Origin of the sequence: Flavobacterium phragmitis, assembly GCF_900112575.1 — a bacterium.
Lineage (GTDB): Bacteria > Bacteroidota > Bacteroidia > Flavobacteriales > Flavobacteriaceae > Flavobacterium > Flavobacterium phragmitis.
The window spans coordinates 449,290-468,876 of the sequence record NZ_FOMH01000001.1 but is presented as its reverse complement, the minus strand read 5'-3'; the positions used below and the strand labels follow the sequence as shown (position 1 = coordinate 468,876).

Genomic DNA, 19,587 nt, shown 5'->3' with positions numbered 1-19,587 from the left:
TGTCAATCTCAACAAAACATGATAACACCACCTTATTTACAAAAAGGAGATACTGTCGCACTTTTAGCAACAGCTAGAAAAAATATCGACGATAACTTAAAACCAACTATAGATTTATTGCACAGCTGGGGCTTAGAAGCCGTTGTTGGAAGTACCATTGGTTTAGATTATCATCAGTTGGCAGGAACAGATGAACAAAGAGCTGCCGATTTTCAAAAGCAAATGGACAATCCAAATATTAAAGCGATTTGGTGCGTGCGAGGAGGATACGGAACGGTTAGAATGCTGGATTTATTAGATTTTACCAAATTCAAACAGCATCCAAAATGGGTTATTGGTTTTAGCGACGTTACGGTTCTGCACAACCATTTAAATACAATGGGCTACAAATCTATTCACGGAGTTATGCCGGTAACCGTTCCAAGAGCAACTCCAGATGCTGTGAGTTCCTTAAAAGCAAGTTTGTTTGGTGAGCCTATTTCGTATTCTATTAGCCCAACTCCAATGAATCGTTTGGGAAGCGCAACTGGAGAATTAGTGGGCGGTAATTTATCTATTTTATATAGCTTATTAGGATCTCCTTCTGCAATTGACTGCAGGGATAAAATTTTATTTATTGAAGATTTGGATGAATATCTTTATCATATTGACCGTATGATGATGAATTTAAGACGAAATGGATGCATCGAAAACTTAAAAGGAATTATTATTGGCGGTATGACCAGCATGAAAGACAATGAAGTGCCTTGGGGTAAAAATGCACTTGAAATTATTGACGATGTGACCAAAAAATATAACATTCCCGTAATTTTCAATTTCCCGGCAGGACATATTAGAGACAACAGAGCTTTAGTTATGGGAAATATAGTTACAATGGAAGTTACAGCAACAGGAAGCACATTGACATTTAAAAAGTAATATTGCAAAAATCCTTAATTTAAGGAGCTTAAAATACCACATAAAATCTCGCAAAGACGCGAAGTCGCAAAGATTTAAATAAACTTTGCGACTTCGCGTCTTTGCGTGCAAAAAAACCTCCACCTTGAAACTTTAAACTCGTAACAAAAAAATAATGGCAAAACATAATGAACTTGGAAAATTAGGAGAAGATCTTGCTGCGGCGCATCTAGAAGAAAATGGATATGCCATTCTAGAGCGAAACTTTGTTATTCAGAAAGCCGAAATAGATATAATTGCTCAAAAAGATGCTGTTTTAGCAATTGTAGAAGTTAAGACTCGTTCGAGTTTAGATTTTGGTGCCCCACAGGATTTTGTGAAGTCCAAAAAAATTCAATTACTCATTAAAGCAGTAAATGCCTACATAAACGATAGGGAAAAGGATTTTCCTGAAGATTTAGAAGTCCGTTTTGACATCATTGCAATCCATAAAAAGGGCGAATCATTTGCAATTGAACATCTTACCGACGCTTTTTATCACTTTTAACATAATTTTTTATTGTTATAATTGTAACAATTTGTTTTTTTATTTATATTTGCAGAGATTTATAACATCGCAATGTTAAATTAACAACCAACCGAATACAAAAAAAAAAAAAGATTATGAAAACTGTTTCTTCTATTGTAGAAAACTACATTAAAACAAAACCATTTTTATTGAATGCCCTCTCGCTCGGAATTATTAACCTGACATCACTTTCGCGAAATATTATGACCGAATTAGAAAGCGAGTTTGGTAAAGAAGTAAAACAAGGCGCTGTAGTAATGTCTTTAAAACGACTTACAGAAGAACTGGATTTTAAATTGAACCACAAAATCAATAAAGTAATTAAAAATATTGGCGAGATTACAGTTCGATCTGAGCTTACAGATTACACTTTTGCTGCTTCTGAAACTGTTTTAAACAAACAGGCAGATTTAATTTCTGATATTAATGCTTTATCTGATATTTTTTATACCTCATCTCGTGGTGTAAACGAAACCAACATCGTGGTCAGCAGCAGTGTTAATCATTTAGTTGAAAAACACTTTATGAGAGAAAAACTAATTCAGAAATTAGATAATTTGGCTTCCATTACGGTAAAGTTGCCAAAAGAAAATATCGTAGTTCCTGGTATTTATTACTTCATTTTCCAGCGTTTGGCCTGGGAAGGAATTATTATTAATGAAGTAATTTCGACTTCAAACGAGTTTACAATTCTTGTTGGAGAAGATCAGGTTGATGTTGCTTTTAAAGTTATCAAAGACTTGAAAAACTAGTTCAGAATTCCTATTAGAGAATCCATTTTGATTCCTCTTCATACAATCCTTTTATCTTTTTAATGAAAGATGAAAGGATTTTTTTTGAGTAAATACAGTACTTCCTCCCAAATTTCATTTTTCTCAAATAAGAATATTCTCAAAAGTCAAATTCTGAAATAAACTTTGTTTTACAAAAGCGTCAATATGACACTTACTTGTAATAAAGCCACTTTACACGACATTTTACATCTTTCTCTAAAAAACTAACAAAAAATCCGAAATAAGTTTTTTTATATATAATTTGTTGCGAATAATATTTTTATATATTTGCGAAGAAGTCAGACATCAGACCTCGCATTTTGATAGTTTAATACCATTAGAATTAAATAAACGAGATTAAATTGTTAGAAGCTGTCAACCATAGTGAAAAATTATTGGTAAGTGAACTCAAAAACGGCAACGAAAAAGCTTTTCGCCAACTTTTTGATCTATACCACCAAGATATTTATGGTTACAGTATCAGTCTTCTAAAATCAAAAGAGGCAGCAGAAGAGAATGTTCAGGATGTTTTTATGAAAGTTTGGCTCAACCGCGAAAGTTTAAATATAGAACAGTCGTTTAAGGCTTATATTTTTACCATTGCACGAAACCAGGCTTTTAATGTTTTGAACAAAGCCGCAAACGAAATTATATTGAAAGAAGCCGTTTTCTACGAAAGTCAGAAAACACATGAATACGGAGATTACACAATTCGCGAAGCCGATTGTAAGAAACTCCAAAAACAGGCTATAAAACAGCTTCCTCCTAAACGACGGCAGATTTTTAAGATGTCGCGGAAAAAAGGAATGAGCTATGAAGAAATAAGTAATGAACTCGGAATATCGATAAATACAGTCCGGAATCAAATGAGTAAAGCGCTCGAATCGATGCGCGGTTTTTTTCAACTTCACGATGAAATTATCTAACCAAAACCACAATAATGACCATTAAAATCACTCTTCGGAGTGATTTTTTTTTGATTGATTTTTAAACTCCACTCCATCTTGTCATCCTGAGGAACGAAGGATCACACTCGGGAATCGACAAAGATTGGCGATTTTGCATGTGGAGTTTCTAGTGCGATCCTTCGTTCCTCAGGATGACAAGAATAGGTAAAAGTTCTCTTGAAAACGTCGATTTGCGAGAGGGATGGGAGCAAGCTACCGAAGTAGCGCGGACAGCCCGACAGCATTATAAAGAGGGGCGAATAAAGACAAAGATGATTGGCCCCTTTTTATAATGCTGGCTCGCCCAAAAAATCATTTTTATATTCAAGTTGAGAGATTTCTTGTGTAATCCTTCGTTTCTCAGAAGGGTAAAATTGCGTTTAATTATTATTTTTTAAAGAAATACTTTTCTTCAAAACACTAAAAATCAATGTTATAAATTTTTCAAAATGTTAAAATTTAAAAATTTTACAACGTTTGAGTAGTACTCCCCTTTCACTCAACTGTATTATAGAAACACAGAACCTAAAAAACATTCTTTAATGAATTCAAATTCTGAAATAAAAACGCTTTTAGAAAAGTTTATTCTCAACCAATGTACTGCCAAAGAAACTGAGCAGGTAATTGCTTATTGCCGTGATAACAAATTGACAGACGATTTCCCAACAGTAGAAGAAGTGCAAAAACTTCTAAACGAAATGCCAAAAATGGAAGCTCAAAAAGCGGATTCTATTTTTGACAATATTCTGGCCACTGCTAAAGAACAAGAAACTGTAATCGAACTGCAACCTAAAAAATCGAATCGCAGAAAGTATATTTCAATTGCCGCATCACTTTTAGTGCTTCTTGGAATTGGCTTTGCGTACAAACAAGTTTTTTTGAATAAAGCCGTTGAAGTTCCTTTCGATTTTAAAAGCACTGATATTGTTTTACAAATGGAAGACGGAACGGTTCAGATTATTTCTGAAAATGGTAAAGTTCAGGTTCAGGATAAAAACGGAAATGTTATTGGAAATCAAAACGGCGATAAATTGGTTTATGAAAAAGAAACAGATTCTGATAAATTAGTTTATAACACACTTAAAATTCCGTATGGTAAAAAATTCCGTTTAGAATTGTCTGATGGAACTATGGTTCATTTAAATTCTGGAACCTCTTTGAGATATCCTGTTAAGTTTATCGCTGGAGAAAATCGTCAGGTTTATTTGAATGGAGAAGCCTTTTTTGATGTTGCCAAAGATAAAAAACATCCTTTTATAGTGAATGCTGACGAACTGAATGTCCGCGTTTTAGGAACTAATTTTAATGTTTCTAATTATCCAGAAGATAACCTTACCGATGTTGTTTTGGTCGAAGGTTCTGTTGGAATGTATCGTTCTAACGAAGAATTTGATGCTACTAAAAATACGATTTTAAAGCCTGGTTATAAAGGAAGTTTCAATAAAGAAAATGCTTCAATCTTTACTAAACCAGTTATTACAGAAATCTACACTTCATGGATTGATGGCGGACTGACATTTAGAAACATGACTTTCAAAAACATTATTACCAAACTGGAAAGACGTTACAATGTGACGATTATCAATAAAAATGAAAAACTGGCCAACGAGAAATTTAATGCCAGTTTTAAAGAAGAATCAATCGAAAATGTCATGAGCTATTTCAACGACATTCACGGCATTAACTATACTATCAAAAACAATCAAATACTAATTAACTAACCTCTTAAAACCAATAAAAAATATGATGAAATAACATTGCGGGAATAAAAAAATCGGAAAGAGCTGCGAACAATTTCCGATTAACTAAGTGATTGAATATAACGAATTAACTACAATCAATTAACAAAATTATGAAAAAAAAATCTAAGAATAATGGGTTCCTATACTCATTGTTCCAAAAAGACCTAAAATTGAAACTAACTACTCTACTTATTTTGGTCGCCATGTTTAATATCAAAGCAAGTACTTATGCCCAAAAAACAAAAGTCACTCTTGAATTAAACAATTCAACAATCGAAAAGGTTATTGAGACCATTGAGCAAAAAACCGACTTCAGATTTATTTACAAATTGAATGACATCGACTTGGATCGCACCGTTTCAATTTCTGTAAAAGATCAGTCTATATATGTGGTTTTAGACAAACTCTTCAAAGGAACTCCAACCGAATTTAAAATTCGTGATACCCAGATTATCCTTAAAAAACCCGAACTCAAAACAGAAAGAATCGAATTTCAAAAGCAGACTGTTTCTGGAATAATTACAGATGAAAACGGCCTGCCTCTTCCTGGAGCATCGGTTATTGAAGAAGGAACTAAAAATGGAATCGTAACCGATTTTGATGGAAAATACAAACTTACTGTCGAAAGCAGTCAGTCTGTAATTGTCGTTTCTTTTGTTGGATACAAAGAGAAAAAAGTAGTGGCCAATCAAAGTGTAATCAATATTCAGCTTCTTCCAGATGCAACCGATTTACAGGAAATTGTGGTTATAGGTTACGGTACAGCATCAAAAAGAGATGTTACTGGAGCTGTTTCTTCTATTGTGGCTAAAGATATGAATCAAGGTGCTATTGTAAATCCGTTACAGTTAATTGCTGGAAAAGCGGCAGGTGTTAATATTACCCAATTAGGAAGCGAGCCTGGTCAAGGGCCGAGCGTTCGTATTCGTGGAATTTCATCTTTAATTGGCGGAAGTGATCCTTTGGTAGTGGTAGACGGAATTCAGGGAAATATGGATTTACTGAATCAGGTTCCGCCAAGCGAAATTGAAAGTTATGATATTCTAAAAGATGCTTCTGCGACTGCAATTTATGGTTCTCGCGGTGCGCCTGGTGTAATCATTGTGACAACTAAAAAGAATAAAGCAGGAAGAACTACAATGGAATATACAGGTTCTACTTCCTTAGATTTTATTCCGAAAAAATTAGATATGTTGAATGCTGACGAATGGTGGGCAGCAGCTAAAAGCGTGGGCGCTCCAGCATCTGCAAATCACGGTTCTAATACAGATTGGTACGGTCTTTTGACTCAAACCGGACTTACACAAACACATACTTTGTCTTTTGGTGGAGGAACTGATAAATTTAATTACAGAGCTTCTTTAACGGCGATATTGCAAGACGGAGTTGTAATTAATTCTAGTAATCAAAAATACATCGGACGTATTCAGGCTACTCAATTGGCTTTGAATGATAAATTAAAATTGACTTTCAATTTAAATACAGGAATCAACAATACAACCAGTATTATCCAAAATATTGGAACTGCTGCTTATTCCTCAAATCTAATTACAAATGCTTATTTAGTTAGACCAACAGATCCTGTTTTCAATACTGACGGGACTTATTTTACAGATTCAAATGTGTTCCAATATTTAAATCCTTACGCGGCGGCTCAAACTACTACAAATGAAGCCCAAAATGACAATTTATTTGGAAGTCTAAAAGCTGATTTGGATTTAGCAAAAGGTTTAACAGCAAGTTGGTTCGGGAGCTGGAGAAAAACAAATGTTACGTATGGTTATTTTCAGCCTGTAGAATCAACCGCGGCTGTTGCAATTGACCAAAACGGTTTTGCTAACATCAAAAATGAAAGACAGAATGAAAAATTAACTAATTTAAGTCTTAACTACAAGAAAACATTTGGCATACACAATATCAATGTTTTAGGATTGTACGAATGGCAAAACCAGACTTATCAGGGTAATTATGCACAAGCAAGAGGTTTTATAAATGATAAAACAACTTATAATGCTTTGCAATTGGGAGATTTATCTAAAATTCGTCCCGGAGATATTGAATCTTATAAAAATGACAGAACTTTAGTTTCGTTTTTAGGAAGATTAAATTATTCTTTGCTAGACCGTTATTTAGTTACAGTGAGTATTCGTCGTGATGGTTCTTCGGTATTTGGAGTAAATAATAAATGGGGGAATTTCCCATCTGCATCTGTGGCATGGCAAATCCACAAAGAGACTTTCATGCAAAACCAAAACTTGTTTGATGAGTTAAAACTTCGCGCTGGTTATGGAGAAACAGGTAATCAGCAAGGACTTTACCCTCAAAACTCTTTGTCTTTAGTTGGCAGCAGCGGTACCACTTATTTTGGAGGAAATCCAATTACAAACTATGTAATTACACAAAATGCGAATGCCGATCTAAAATGGGAAACTAAAAAACAAACCAATTTAGGTATTGATTTCGCTTTATTAAACAATAGATTAAGAGGAACTGTTGATGTTTACACTTCTAAAACAGAAAACCTTTTGTTTGATTACACAGTACCCCAACCTCCATATCCATATCCTACTATCAAAGCAAATGTTGGAAGTATTTCCAATAAAGGTATTGAGGTATCACTTGCTTATGATGTAATTAAATCAGACAACAGCACACTTACTCTTGGAGGAAATGTTTCCTTTATGAAAAATGAAGTTCTTAATCTAAATGGAAGTATTAATGGTGTTCCTTTAAATACTGATTATGTTCCTTGGGGAGCTGCAAACTCTTATTTAGTGAAAGGAAAACCAATTGGTGCTTTTTACATTTTGGAACATACTGGAAAAAATGAAAATAATGTTGAAACTGTTTTGGATCGTGACGGGAATGGTGTAATTGATCAAGGCGTAAAAAGTCCGGATCGTTACTATGCTGGTTCTGCTTTACCAACTTATACTTTTGCTTTTAATCCATCTTACAGATATAAAAACTTTGATGCTTCTTTATTGCTAAGAGGTTCTGGAGGAAATAAAATCTACAACGGATTACGCTCAAACTTAAGCCGATTGGAAAACATAGGTAAATCGAATGTTTTGGCAAGTGCTGTTGATCAAGGAATTTACACTTCTCCTTATGGTTCTGATTTATGGTTAGAAGACGGTTCTTTCATTCGTTTAGAAAATCTTACAGCGGGATATACTTTCCGATTTACAGATAAATACATTGATACTATTAGACTTTCACTTACAGGAAACAACTTATTCCTAATCACGGATTATTCAGGTATTGATCCAGAATTGAACGTAAGCGGAAGTGGCAGACCTGAAGATAACTTTGGAGGCGACAGAGGAATTTATCCTCGTACAAGAAGCGTGGCGTTTGGTTTGACTGTAAAATTTAAATAGTAAAAAACATGAAAATTAAAAATATATTGATAACAGGAAGCTTGTGTTTCCTGACTCTTTTTAGCTGTACAGATATAGACGAAAATGTGTACGATAAATATCCTGCAGAAGATTTTTACGGAACTCCTGAAGGAGCTGATATTGCATTGGCAAGTGTATATGCTCAAATTCCTGGCGAATTTATGAGAGACAACGCTTCTGGCGTTGGTTATGCTGGCGCAGATAACGGATGGTACGACATGAACTGTATGTCTTCAGACGAGCAAGTTATTCCGCACAGAAATACAGGCGACTGGCAAATGGACTTTGCGCGTCTGCATAAACATGAATGGCTACCTACAGACTTCATTATCAACAATACTTGGAACTGGCTTTATAAATCAATTTTCAGTGCTAATCTGGCGGTTAGTTTATTAGAAAAATCAAATGCTGAGGCTTCAAAAATTGCTGAGGCTAAAACATTAAGAGCTTTCTTTTATTATTTATTGATTGATGATTATGGTGATGTCCCTTTCTTCACTGATAATAATATTACTGTTGATAAAATTCCACAGTCAAGCCGTAAGGAAGTTTATGATTTTATAGTAAAAGAATTAACGGAAAACGTTGAATTATTGTCAGGTACAAGAGGAGGAAATTACTATGGAAGATTCAATAAATGGGCTGGATATACTTTGCTGGCAAAAGTCTATCTAAATGCAGAAGTGTATACAGGAACTCCAAAATGGAATGAAGCTTTAGCAGCTTGCAATAAAGTCGCTGACGGAGGATTTACACTTCATTCAGGAGCTGCAGATGCTTCAAATCCTTTGGGAAGCAAGTATTATGAATTGTTTGGAGACGTACTTCCTGAGGACGAAACTATTCTTCCAATCTATGCAACTTTAGATATTGTATCTCGTAACGTTTATGCATTCCGCAGTTTGTACGGTGCTCATGCTCAAGCTTTATTTGGTTTCAGTGGTTGGAATGGTACAATTGTTCCTAAAGCTTTTTTCCTAAAATATGATGCAAATGATATTCGTAGAAAACAGTTTTTGTTTGGAGAACAACCAGGCGGTTTCAATTATACATTGGATGTTGCTTCATTAGACAATCCGGGAGCAGATCCACAAGCAGGAGTTCGCAATGTAAAATTTTATCCTGTAGCTCCAAGAACTGGTGGCGGGGCTTCTAATGACTTCCCTATTTTCAGATATGCCGATGTTATTTTAATGATGGCCGAATGTCATGCTCGATTAGGAAATGCAGCAGCTGCAAAACCTTTTATTGATCAAATTAGAGTACGTGCAGGATTAAATGCATTAGACCACAACCCTACTCTTGATGACATTTACAACGAAAGAGGATTTGAACTTAACTGGGAAGGGCACAGAAGACAAGATATGATTCGCTTTGACAAATTTTTATTAGCAAATGAATTTAGACCTGCATCTCCTGCTTTCAGAAAGTTGTTCCCAATTCCTACTTCAGCTTTAGATGCTAATCGCGGATTAAAACAAAACCCTGGTTACTAAAAACAAAAACGATCATGAAAAAATATATTAATAAATTATTCATACTTGGCAGTTTGCTTTTTTTGGGTTCTTCCTGCGAAAACGACGCCGAATTAACAACATTGAAATCTGTTAGTTTCCCATCGGAAATAACTGTTTCGTCTACAAAAATTGTTTTAACAGAAGACACTGCAGATGATCAAGTTTTACTCGTTTCATGGCCCGAAGTTACTTTTCCAATTGATGCTCCCGTGACTTATGCTTTACAATTTGACTTAGTTGGAGATACCAGTGGCGCCAATGCTTGGTTGAAAGCGAAACGAATTGAAGTTGGTACAGCTGTTTTAAGCAAAACTCTAATTGGTCAGGAATTAAATAAAATTGCAGTCGATTTGGGACTTCCAATAGATGTTGAAGGCAAATTAGTCGTACGTGTGGAAGCGGCTATGGATCGCAAAGTCTTTTCCAATCCTATTACTTTGACTGTAACTCCTTACGAAAAAAGTGTCGTTTTTGGCGAAATTTATATGCCAGGAGCATACCAAGGAGAATGGAATGTAGACATCGCCAATTCTTTACCTGCTATTGCAAAAGGAGTTTATCAAGGTTACGTTACGGTATTGCCGGGTTATGGACCAGTATTTAAATTAAATACGGAAAGAAACTGGGCACAATTTTACGGAGCTGGTGCCACAAACTCAGATATGGTAAATATGAGCACTAAAGATTTTGCACTTCCTGGCGAAGGATCTTTCCAAGTCAAAGTAAACTTGAATACTTTAAAATGGTCTGCAACGCCTTATTCTTGGGGAATTGTTGGAACCTCTCAAGCTGGAGGATGGGACAACAGCACTCCTATGAACTACGATTATCAAACAAAAACATGGAAAATTACCGCTAATTTAGTAACAGGAGCGTTAAAATTTAGACTAAACAATAGTTGGACTATCAATTATGGGCCAGCAGATCCTTCAACAAACACAATCAATTTAGATAATGGAGGTGCTTATGACATCCCTGAAGCGGGAGTTTATGAAGTGACTTTTAAAATTGATGAAGTAGATCCTGTAAGTAATGGTTACCCAAAAACCGCAACTTGTACGATAGTTAAAAAATAATCTAACATGTAATAAGCTAGATTAGTTTGAGTGATACCTGCCTTTTTTGAGCGAAAGGCAGGCTATCTTAAACTCTTGACTATTACAACAAAATTCAAAGAAACATGAAATCAAACATAAAAATAGTTTATACATTTCTGCTGGCCTTAGCCTTTATTTCCTGCAGTTCTTCTGATGACAGTAACAAAACTCCCGAATCTCCTTACACTCAATATGGAGCTCCTTTTGATAAAATGCCTAAAAAAGAAGATGCTGTAATTTATCAGGTGAATATTCGTGCTTTTAGTCAGGCTGGAAACTTAAAAGGTGTTCAGGACAGATTAACCCAGATTCAGGAATTGGGGGCAAATGTGATTTATTTAATGCCTATTTATCCTGTTGGAAAAGAAAAAGCAACTGGTGAATTGGGTTCTCCTTATGCTGTTAAAGATTATAAAGCCGTTAATCCTGATTTCGGAACTTTACAAGATCTTCAAACATTAGTTGAAGAAGCACACAAGAAAAATATGGCCGTAGTTTTAGACTGGGTTGCGAATCATACCGCATGGGACAATACTTGGATTACACAGCACAAAGATTGGTATCAGCAGGATCCGAGCGGTAATATTATTATTCCGCCAGGAACCAATTATAATGATGTAGCACAGCTGAACTTCAACAATACAGAAATGAAAGAGGCCATGATAGATGCGATGTCCTACTGGGTTTACAATGCGAATATTGATGGTTTCAGATGCGATTACGCCGATTTTGTTCCGAACAATTTCTGGGCAGATGCCATAACAAAACTTCGAAAAATTAAAAAGAATCAAACTATTTTAATGCTCGCTGAAGGTTCAAAATACAATCATTTTGCTTCTGGTTTTGATTATACTTTTGGCTTTAATTTCTTTTATACTATTGAGCAATTATTCAAAGAAAATAAATCGGCAACAACGATTCAGAATTCCAATGCTACAGAATATGCTAATGTTTATGATCCAGCAAATAAAGTGGTTCGATACACCAGCAATCATGACGTAAACCTTTCTGACGGAACACCACTTGAACTTTTTGGAGGTAAAAAAGGCTCTATTGCAACTTTTGTAGTCGCAGCATATTTAAAATCAATTCCAATGATTTATAACGGACAAGAAATTGGATACGATAAAAGATTAAACTATTTTGCCAAAACACCAATTGACTGGTCTGCTGCAGATACTGAAATGCTGTCTGAATACAAAAAAATCATCGCTTTCAGAAACACCAGTAATGCTCTTAAAACAGGAGAATTTACAGGTTACAGCAGTGATGCCGTTAGCGCTTTCACTATGATAAAAGATGCTGAAAAAGTATTCGTCCTTTCTAATTTAACCAATTCAACCGTAAAACAACTAATTCCAACTACACTAAAAGGAACATGGAAAGATGCTTTTACAGGTTCTTCCGTAACACTTGGAACGGATGTAACGCTGCAACCTTTTCAATATTTAGTATTGAAAAATTAATATTCTAAAGCAACTTTAAAACCTAAATTTGCACAAAATTAAATAAACATGAATTTTCAATCCCAAAAAATCCTGTTCCAAATTCGTTTGGACAGAAAAATTGCGGTCTTATTTTTTGTATTTCTAAGTGTGTTTTCACTTCAGGCACAAGAAATAACTTCGCCAGACAAAAATCTTTCTTTAAAATTTGAATTAAAAGAAGGTGGTATTCCTTCCTATCAATTATCATATAAACAAAAACCTGTTATAAAACCAAGTTCGTTAGGTTTGGAAATTCAAAACGGAACTTCGTTTATGGATGGTTTTTCTATTACAAATACTGCTCAATCTTCTGTTGATGAAAACTGGAATCCGGTTTTAGGAGAAGAAAAAACAATTCGTAATCATTACAATGAATTGGTTATCACCTTAGCGCAGGCGAAAAACAATAACCGATATATCCGCATTCGTTTCCGTTTATTCAATGACGGATTGGGATTTAGATATGAATTTCCAAAACAAAACGAGTTAAGTTATTTTGTAATTAAAGAAGAACGTTCTGAATTTAATCTGAATGGAAATCATAAAATTTTCTGGATTCCGGGAGATTATGACACCAACGAATATGCCTATACCACATCCAAAATTTCAGAGATTCCTTCGTTGATGAAAAAAGCAACAATCGAAATCAATGCCCAGCAGCCAATCGCAGCATTGTCTGTACAAACTCCATCCATGATGAAATCAGACGATGGTTTATACATCAACATTCACGAAGCCGGATTAATCAATTATCCTGCGATGTATCTTGAAGTTGATTCGGTGAACAATAAAATGATCAGTCATTTGGCACCAGATGTCCTTGGTGCAAAAGGCTATATGCAAACTGATGCACAAACTCCTTGGAGAACGATTGTGGTAAGTGATAAGGCCACTGATATTTTAGCTTCTAAATTGATTTTAAACCTTAATGAACCAACCAGTTATAAAGATGTTTCTTGGATTAAACCAGTGAAATATATAGGAATTTGGTGGGAATATTTCGTTGCAGGAAGAAGCACATGGGCTTTTGGAAAAGAAAACAATGTGAAAATAACAGACGATTTTACCAAACTTACTCCAAACAGAAAACACGGAGCTACTACAGAACGCGCCAAAGAATACATTGACTTTGCTGCTAAAAACGGTTTCGATGCGATTCTTATTGAAGGATGGAATATTGGCTGGGAAGACTGGATTGGAAATTGGAAAGAAGAGGTTTTTGATTTTGTAACGGCTTATCCTGATTTTGACGTAAAAGCGGTTCATGCTTATGCAGCTTCAAAAGGTGTAAAAATTATCATGCACCATGAAACTTCAGGATCTGCAACCAATTACGAACGTCGTTTAGATCGTGCTTTTCAATTTATGAATGATAATGGTTATGATGCTGTAAAAACGGGTTACGTTGGAAAAATTATTCCACGTGGCGAACATCATGACGGACAATGGATGGTAAATCATTACATCAATGTTGCCAAACGTGCAGCCGATTATAAAATCATGATTAACAGCCATGAAGCAGTTCGTCCTACGGGATTAAACCGTACTTTTCCAAACTGGATTGCTCAGGAATCTGCTCGTGGAACAGAGTTTGAATCTATGGGAGGATTAGCTCCAGATCATACTACAATTTTACCTTTTACAAGATTAATGGGAGGTCCAATGGATTATACACCGGGAATTTTCCAAACTGATTTATCGTATTATGGAACAGGAAGTACACAACGAGTTAATACGACTTTAGTAAAACAACTGGCTTATTATGTTACCATGTACAGTCCGTTGCAAATGGCTGCTGATATTCCAGGAAATTACGAGAGATTTCCAGATGCATTTCAATTCATAAAAGATGTAGCTGTTGATTGGGATAACAGTTATATTCTGGAAGCTGAACCTGGAGATTATATTACAATTGCCCGTAAAGCAAAAGGAAGAAACGAATGGTTTATTGGTGGTATTACAGATGAAAATGCCAGAACATCCAACATTTCATTTGATTATTTACCTGAGGGAAAAAATTTCATTGCCACTATTTACGCCGATGCTAAAGATGCCAATTGGAATCAAAATCCACAGAAATATACGGTTACTAAAGTTATCGTAAACGCAAAAACCAAATTGAAACAATATTTAGCTCCAGGCGGTGGTTTTGCCATCAGCATCAAAGAAGGAACTGCTTCAGAATTAAAGGGATTGAAAAAATTATAAAATGTTTTTTGCCACGAATTCACGAATTAAGCTAAACTAAAATTCGTGAATTTGTGGCTATCTTTTTAAAAAGAATAATTAAGAGCAAGCCCAAAATCACTCTTTAGTGTAATCTCATTTTTGATTACAGCAGGTTTAAAGGCTAGATTTTCGTCTACATTAAATTGCGATAAAGCGGCATCGACATTAGCGTCTATAATATTGATGATATAAAATCCAACCATAAATAAAGCAGATAAGTCACGGTTTCTCTGATACCCTTTCTGTATAGTAATTAATTGACTTTCTGTTAAACCAGACAAAGATTCGGAATTACTTTTCGTTCCTTCCAGTCTGCTTTTATATTCGTCTCGATACAAATTATACTTCTTCTTATTATCAACATACAAATAAGCACTTGTACCAATTGCTCCGTACACTAAAGGAAGCTTCCAATATTTCTTGTTGTAAATTTGTCCCAAACCTGGTAAAACGGCTGAATAAAATGCTGCTTCTGCAGGACGAAGCGGATCAATCGTTTCTGATTTTAAAGAATTATTTGAAATAGTTTTATTTTTTTCCTGAGCGAAGATTGTAGTCAATCCTAAAAATAAAAATAGGAGAATATGTTGATTCTGCATATAAAGTTGTCTTTGAAAATTGGAGTCAAAGAAAACTTTTTAGTTCTAAGATTTTTCTTAAATAAAAGATAAAGAAAACTTAATTTTTTTATATTGTTAGCCACGAATTACACTAATCCCCACAAATTTAATTCGTGTTAATTTGTGCAATTCGTGGCAAAATTTATTTACTCCTCAAACAACTCCATCAACTCCAAAGCACGTTTTATAGACTTCACATTTTCAAAAGTCAATAACAAACGTAAGCCGTTTACGGTTTGTTTTTCTTTCATTTTGCAAAGATTACTATGCTTCTGAACAAAATTCAAAACATTCCTAAACTTCGCCGACTGGTAATAATCGGATTGCTGATCTGAAACGAAATAACCAATCATTTTGCCTTGTTTCAAAACCAATTTCTCGATTCCGACTTTTGTTGCAATCCATTTTATTCTGATGCTGTTTAGTAATGCAGTCGCTTGTTTTGGTAATGGGCCAAAACGGTCTATCAGCTTTCCTTCAAATTCTTTTAAGCCTGCTTCGTCTTTTATCGTACTTAATTCGTTGTACAAAATCAGACGCTCTGAAACATTATTGATATACTCGTCTGGGAATAACAATTCGAAATCGGCATCAATTTGAATATCTTTTACGTATTCTTTGGTGTCAATATCATTTTCTTCCGGATATAAATCTTTGAATTCGTTTTCCTTTAATTCTTCAATCGCTTCATTCATGATTTTTTGGTACGTATCAAAACCAATTTCATTAATGAAACCACTTTGTTCTCCGCCTAATAAATCTCCAGCACCACGAATTTCAAGATCTTTCATGGCAATGTTGAAACCACTTCCCAATTCGCTGAACTGTTCCAATGCCTGAATACGTTTTCTCGCATCTTCAGTCATTGATGAATAAGGAGGACAGATGAAATAACAGAATGCTTTTTTATTGCTTCGCCCAACACGTCCACGCATTTGATGTAAATCTGATAATCCAAAATTATTGGCGTTGTTGATGAAAATCGTATTGGCATTTGGAACGTCCAATCCGCTTTCGATGATTGTTGTGGCTACCAAAACATCAAAATCTCCATTCATGAAACCTAACATCAATTCTTCGAGTTTGGCACCGTCCATTTGTCCGTGACCAATTCCAACTCTGGCATTTGGAACCAAACGCTGAATCATTCCAGCAATTTCTTTTATATTTTCGATTCGGTTATTGATAAAGAAAACCTGTCCGTTTCTTTGAATTTCATACGAAATCGCATCACGAATAATTTCTTCATTAAAACCAACCACATTCGTTTCAATCGGATAACGATTTGGCGGAGGCGTTGTGATTACCGATAAATCTCGTGCTGCCATTAACGAAAACTGAAGCGTTCTCGGAATTGGTGTTGCCGTTAATGTCAAGGTATCAACGTTTGCTGCAATTGTTTTTAATTTGTCTTTTACATTAACTCCGAACTTTTGTTCCTCATCGACAATCAATAAACCTAAGTCTTTGAAAACTACATTTTTATTTACTAATTGGTGTGTTCCAATAACAATATCCAGTTTTCCTTCTGCTAAATCTTTTAGAGTCTGTGTTTTTTGTTTGGCTGTTCTAAATCGGTTTAAATATCCAATAGAAACTGGCATATCTTTCAAACGTTCTGAAAAAGTTCTGTAATGCTGATACGCCAAAATCGTAGTCGGAACCAAAACAGCCACTTGTTTACTATTGTCAACCGCTTTAAAAGCAGCACGTATAGCAACTTCCGTTTTTCCAAAACCAACATCCCCGCAAACCAAACGATCCATTGGGCGGTCGCTTTCCATATCGGCTTTTACTTCCTGTGTCGATTTCATTTGGTCTGGCGTATCTTCGTAGATAAACGAGCTTTCCAATTCGTTTTGAAGATAACTATCAGGCGCAAATTGGAAACCTTTTTCTAAACGGCGTTTGGCATACAATTGAATCAAATTGAATGCAATATGTTTGACACGTGCTTTTGTTTTTTGCTTTAAAACCTTCCATGCATTCGAACCTAATTTGTAGATTTTTGGTGGTGCACCGTCTTTTCCGTTGTATTTCGAAATTTTATGAAGCGAGTGAATACTCACATACACAATATCATTATCAGCATAAACCAGTTTAATGGCTTCCTGCGTTTTGCCCTCCACCTGAATTTTCTGCAATCCACCAAATTTCCCAATTCCGTGATCGATATGCGTTACATAATCGCCTACAGAAAGTGCCGTTAATTCTTTAAGCGTAATATTCTGTTTTTTAGAATAACCGTTTTTGATATTGAATCTATGATAACGCTCAAAAATCTGATGATCTGTATAAGCCGTTATCTGATTTTCTTCATCAATAAAACCTTGGTATATAGGCAATACAATTGTATTATATTGTTTACGGATATTCTCTGAATTGGCTTCGTCTAAAGATTCAAAAATATCGTGAAAACGTTTTGCCTGTGTTTCATTCGAACAGAACAAATAATTTTTGTATCCATTAAAATGATTATCGCTCAGATTATTCAGCAGTAAATCAAATTGTTTATTGAATGACGGCTGAGGCTGAATATGAAAATCGTATTTTTTTGTCGTTTTAAAAATGGGTTTTGAAGCCAATTCTACAATCGAAAAATCCAAAGCTCTCTTGATAAACGCCGCCTGATTCAGGACTAATTGTTCCGGCGTTGCGTGTTTTATTTCTTTAGATAATTTCTCAAAAGCTTCTTCTGCTCTTGCAAATTGTTTGTCTAACTGACTAAAAAGTCCGTCAGTATTTTGGATAAAAAGAACTGTTTTTTCAGCAATATAATCAAGAAAGCTTTCACGATTTTCCTGAAATACCTTGTTCTCAACATTTGGAATAATGGTAATTTTCTTGTGTGTTTCGACAGATAACTGAGTTTCGACATCAAAACTTCTGATACTGTCTACTTCATTTCCAAAAAACTCAATTCGATACGGATGATCGTTGGAGAAAGAAAAGACATCAACAATTCCTCCACGAACCGAAAATTCTCCTGGTTCTGTAATAAAATCGACTCTTTTAAACTCATATTCAAATAAAACTTCATTGATAAAATCAATCGAAATTTTATCGTTTAAAGCAACTTTTAAAGTGTTTTTATCTAACTGCTGACGTGTTACTACCTTCTCAAAAAGTGCTTCCGGATAGGTAACAATTACAGCTGGTTTTTTACGGGAATTGATTCTGTTTAAAACCTCAGCACGAAGTAAAACATTGGCATTATCTGTTTCATCGACCTGATACGGACGACGGAAAGATGCGGGATAAAACAAAACATCCTGCTCTCCAATCATTTGCTCTAAATCGTTTAGGTAATAGGCCGCTTCTTCCTTGTTGTCTAAAACAATTAAAAAAGGCAGTTCTGTTTTCTTAAAAACGGAACGGATTATAAAGGAAACAGAAGATCCCAACAAACCATTAAGGTTCATTTTGACCTGATTTCCTTCCAGTAAACTTTTAGCAATCTGCTCCGCTTTGGGCAGATTGTCATAAATTGTATATAAGGCGTTTTTACTCAACTTTTGGTGCGTTTTGATCTATTGGCTGTATCGGAACCTGAGGAGCACTCGAATTCGGAATCGCGCGCGTTGTATCTAACATTCTCAAGAAATCTTCTTCTCCTTGTTCTTTTGGTATCTTAGCTTTTTCGACAATTTTGTCCATTTGTCTTTCCAAAGAAATCAATTCTTTATTGATTTCCTGAACCAGAAAAACTACTTTATCATCGGGAATAGTGTTTAAATGAATAAACAAATCCAGCATTTTTATTTTAGTAATTAAAATCGAAATACGGCTTTTAATTTGAGGCTGATTGAACTGCGCCGGAATATTATTGTTCAAAGCCATTGCCTTTTTAGAAATAGCCGCCGATTTTTTCTGAAATGCGCCAATCGTTTTTCTAGGTTTATCTCCTATTTCTTTTAAGAAATCACGCCATTCTGCCCAGTTTTTTATATTCTCTTCCGAAACCTCATTGATAGGTTCATCTATAAAAGTCCAGCCCTTATTAATATTATTAAAGATTTTTTCTTTTTTCTTAGCTTCTTTTGCATTTTCAGCAAGACGCTTTTCATTCTCATTTTGACAAGATTGCAGTACAAAAATCAAAAGTAAAAACAGCGCTATTCTATATTTCATTTCATAAAATGTTAGGGTGCAAAGTTACAAAGTAAATTTACAATTACGAATTCTGTTTTTTGCTAAAGAATCCATAAATCAAGGTTATTTTTTTACTGCAGAATTTATATTCTAAATATATTAAATCTTAACAAATCACTCTTTGTTTTTAAAATTTGAACATGAAAAATTTAAC

General features: G+C 34.9%; 13 protein-coding genes. 10 read left to right on the top strand and 3 right to left on the bottom strand.

The window, feature by feature from the left end; all coding sequences use genetic code 11:
• Nucleotides 1-18 precede the first annotated feature (18 nt).
• From BM289_RS02140 to BM289_RS02095, 10 genes are all read left to right on the top strand, one after another.
• Nucleotides 19-918 (top strand): S66 peptidase family protein, encoded by a 900-nt coding sequence (locus BM289_RS02140; RefSeq protein ID WP_091490708.1) that lies wholly within the window; start codon nucleotides 19-21, stop codon nucleotides 916-918.
• 154 nt (nucleotides 919-1,072) lie between these two features.
• A complete protein-coding gene (locus tag BM289_RS02135; RefSeq protein ID WP_091490492.1) occupies nucleotides 1,073-1,444 on the top strand; it encodes a YraN family protein in 372 nt (123 codons plus the stop codon).
• A gap of 116 nt (nucleotides 1,445-1,560) precedes the next feature.
• Nucleotides 1,561-2,217 (top strand): hypothetical protein, encoded by a 657-nt coding sequence (locus BM289_RS02130; RefSeq protein ID WP_008466087.1) that lies wholly within the window; start codon nucleotides 1,561-1,563, stop codon nucleotides 2,215-2,217.
• A gap of 383 nt (nucleotides 2,218-2,600) precedes the next feature.
• Nucleotides 2,601-3,164, top strand: a complete 564-nt coding sequence (locus tag BM289_RS02125; RefSeq protein WP_091490490.1) for an RNA polymerase sigma factor — start codon at nucleotides 2,601-2,603, stop codon at nucleotides 3,162-3,164.
• A gap of 563 nt (nucleotides 3,165-3,727) precedes the next feature.
• The gene (locus BM289_RS02120) at nucleotides 3,728-4,906 is read left to right on the top strand and encodes a FecR family protein (RefSeq protein ID WP_091490489.1); all 1,179 of its coding nucleotides are present in this window, start codon (nucleotides 3,728-3,730) and stop codon (nucleotides 4,904-4,906) included.
• A gap of 191 nt (nucleotides 4,907-5,097) precedes the next feature.
• On the top strand, nucleotides 5,098-8,310 hold the full coding sequence (locus BM289_RS02115; protein WP_244165304.1) for a TonB-dependent receptor: 3,213 nt from the start codon (nucleotides 5,098-5,100) through the stop codon (nucleotides 8,308-8,310).
• An 8-nt stretch (nucleotides 8,311-8,318) separates the two neighbouring features.
• On the top strand, nucleotides 8,319-9,827 hold the full coding sequence (locus BM289_RS02110) for a RagB/SusD family nutrient uptake outer membrane protein (protein ID WP_091490486.1): 1,509 nt from the start codon (nucleotides 8,319-8,321) through the stop codon (nucleotides 9,825-9,827).
• A 14-nt stretch (nucleotides 9,828-9,841) separates the two neighbouring features.
• Nucleotides 9,842-10,924: a SusE domain-containing protein gene (locus tag BM289_RS02105; protein ID WP_091490484.1), complete on the top strand. Its 1,083-nt coding sequence runs from the start codon at nucleotides 9,842-9,844 to the stop codon at nucleotides 10,922-10,924.
• A 104-nt stretch (nucleotides 10,925-11,028) separates the two neighbouring features.
• A complete protein-coding gene (locus tag BM289_RS02100) occupies nucleotides 11,029-12,411 on the top strand; it encodes an alpha-amylase family glycosyl hydrolase (RefSeq protein WP_091490482.1) in 1,383 nt (460 codons plus the stop codon).
• 48 nt (nucleotides 12,412-12,459) lie between these two features.
• A complete protein-coding gene (locus BM289_RS02095; protein ID WP_244165303.1) occupies nucleotides 12,460-14,640 on the top strand; it encodes a glycoside hydrolase family 97 protein in 2,181 nt (726 codons plus the stop codon).
• 65 nt (nucleotides 14,641-14,705) lie between these two features.
• Here BM289_RS02095 and BM289_RS02090 read toward each other — a convergent pair whose 3' ends face one another.
• The 3 genes from BM289_RS02090 to BM289_RS02080 form a co-directional block, all read right to left on the bottom strand.
• The gene (locus BM289_RS02090; RefSeq protein WP_091490480.1) at nucleotides 14,706-15,260 is read right to left on the bottom strand and encodes a DUF5683 domain-containing protein; all 555 of its coding nucleotides are present in this window, start codon (nucleotides 15,258-15,260) and stop codon (nucleotides 14,706-14,708) included.
• A gap of 167 nt (nucleotides 15,261-15,427) precedes the next feature.
• Nucleotides 15,428-18,793 carry a transcription-repair coupling factor gene (gene mfd / locus BM289_RS02085; RefSeq protein WP_091490479.1) on the bottom strand — a complete coding sequence of 1,122 codons (3,366 nt, stop codon included), beginning with the start codon at nucleotides 18,791-18,793 and terminating at the stop codon, nucleotides 15,428-15,430.
• Nucleotides 18,786-19,412, bottom strand: a complete 627-nt coding sequence (locus BM289_RS02080) for a hypothetical protein (RefSeq protein WP_091490478.1) — start codon at nucleotides 19,410-19,412, stop codon at nucleotides 18,786-18,788. The genes mfd and BM289_RS02080 overlap by 8 nt, the downstream gene beginning before the upstream one ends.
• Nucleotides 19,413-19,587 lie beyond the last annotated feature (175 nt).